The sequence below is a fragment of the Micromonospora sp. S-DT3-3-22 genome (genome assembly GCF_015354745.1).
In the GTDB taxonomy this organism is placed as follows: Bacteria; Actinomycetota; Actinomycetes; order Mycobacteriales; family Micromonosporaceae; genus Micromonospora; species Micromonospora wenchangensis.
Map to the genome: position 1 here is coordinate 1 of NZ_JACGMO010000260.1, position 1,706 is coordinate 1,706.

General features: G+C 72.6%; 2 protein-coding genes and 1 pseudogene. All 3 read right to left on the reverse strand.

From position 1 onward, the window contains the following. Positions 1–254: 254 nt before the first annotated feature. On the reverse strand, positions 255–848 hold the full coding sequence (gene recR, locus H1A17_RS34005) for a recombination mediator RecR (protein ID WP_088647762.1): 594 nt from the start codon (positions 846–848) through the stop codon (positions 255–257). A 7-nt stretch (positions 849–855) separates the two neighbouring features. After that, positions 856–1,164, reverse strand: a complete 309-nt coding sequence (locus H1A17_RS34010; protein WP_228544755.1) for a YbaB/EbfC family nucleoid-associated protein — start codon at positions 1,162–1,164, stop codon at positions 856–858. Between the two features lie 110 nt (positions 1,165–1,274). After that, positions 1,275–1,706 (reverse strand): annotated as a pseudogene (locus H1A17_RS34015) (DNA polymerase III subunit gamma and tau); the annotation flags it as partial.

Sequence of the window (1,706 nt, forward strand, 5' to 3'; positions counted from 1 at the left end):
CCGAGTACGCCACGATGGCGTTCCTCAAGGGCCTCAAGCAGGTCGACGGCTGGCAGGACATGCCCCTGACCAAGGCCGCCCAGACGGTGCAGGTGTCGGCGTACCCCGACCACTACGCCCAGTGGGAAACCCAGGCCGCCGACCTCGTCGCCCAGCACTGGAACAGCTGACCCGTACGACACGATGGCCGGCACCCCGCCCGGGGTGCCGGCCATCGGCGTGTCTCCACCGGCCGGTCCGGTGATCGGCGAGGGTCAGACCGCGCGGCGACCCTCGAAGGCCCGACCCAGGGTGATCTCGTCGGCGTACTCCAGGTCGCCGCCGACCGGCAGGCCGCTGGCCAGGCGGGTCACCGCGATACCCATCGGCTTGACCATCAACGCCAGGTACGTCGCGGTCGCCTCGCCCTCGGTGTTCGGGTCGGTGGCGAGGATCAGCTCGCGGATCGTCCCCGCGCTGAGCCGGCTCATCAGCTCGCGGATGCGCAGGTTGTCCGGGCCGATCCCCTCCAGCGGATTGATCGCCCCGCCGAGCACGTGGTAGCGGCCTCGGAACTCACCGGTCCGCTCGATCGCCACCACGTCCTTCGGTTCCTCGACCACGCAGATCACCTCGTCGGTGCGGCGCGGATCGCGGCAGATCCGGCACTGCTCCGACTCGGCGACGTTGAAGCAGGTGGTGCAGAACCGGACCAGGTCCTTGACCTTGCGCAGCGCACCGGCGAGCCGGGTGACGTCGGCCGGGTCCGCCGACAGGACGTGGAAGGCGATGCGTTGGGCGCTCTTCGGGCCGACGCCCGGCAGCCGCCCCAACTCGTCGATCAGGTCCTGGATGGCACCCTCGTACATCTGCGGGTCAGAATCCGGGCAGGCCGAGGCCGCCCATGCCGCCGGCCACCGGGCCCATCTTCTGGTCGGTCAGCTCCTTGGCCGCCTCGGCGGCGTTGTGCAGGGCCGCGACGACCAGGTCCTCCAGGGTCTCGACGTCCTCCGGGTCGACCGCCTTCGGATCGATCCTGATGCTCTTGACCTCGCCGGAGCCGGACACGGTCGCGGTGACCAGGCCGCCGCCGGCGGTGCCGGTCAGCTCGGCCTCGGCCAGTTCGGCCTGCGCCTTGGCGATCTGCTGCTGCATCTTCTGCGCCTGCTTCAGCATCTGCTGCATGTTCGGCTGTCCACCTGGGCGCACGGATGGCTCCTTCTCGCACTCGTCTGCTCGGCCGCGCCCAGCCTAGTCGGGCACGGCCGGTGGTCTCCGGTCCGGGCGACGGCGGGTCAGCGCGCGTCCACCTCGTCGATCTTCTCGGCCCCGAACGCCTCCCGGAGCAACTGCACCGCCTGCTCCTCGCTCGACTGCCGGGCGGTCCGCTCGTCGATCACCTCGTCCAGCGGTTCGTCACCCGGATCGAACCCCTCGTAGGCCGGAGCCGTCGTGGGCTGCGAGCGTCCACCGCCACGCCCCGGCCCGTCGTAGTCCGGGTCGTACGGTGGCTCACCGGCCCAGTCGGCGTCCGCCGTCCGGCGTGCCGGCTGGGCGGACCGGGGCCCCTTGGCGGTGCCGGCGGCAGCCGCCGCAGCAGCCGCCCGTGCCGCCGCGATCGCGCTGCTCACCGGGGCCGCACCGGTCTGCGCCGGGGCCGTAGCCTGTCCCGCCGGCCTGGGTACGGCAGGAGCCGCCCCGCCGGCACGCGCGGTCGCCGCCCCGGC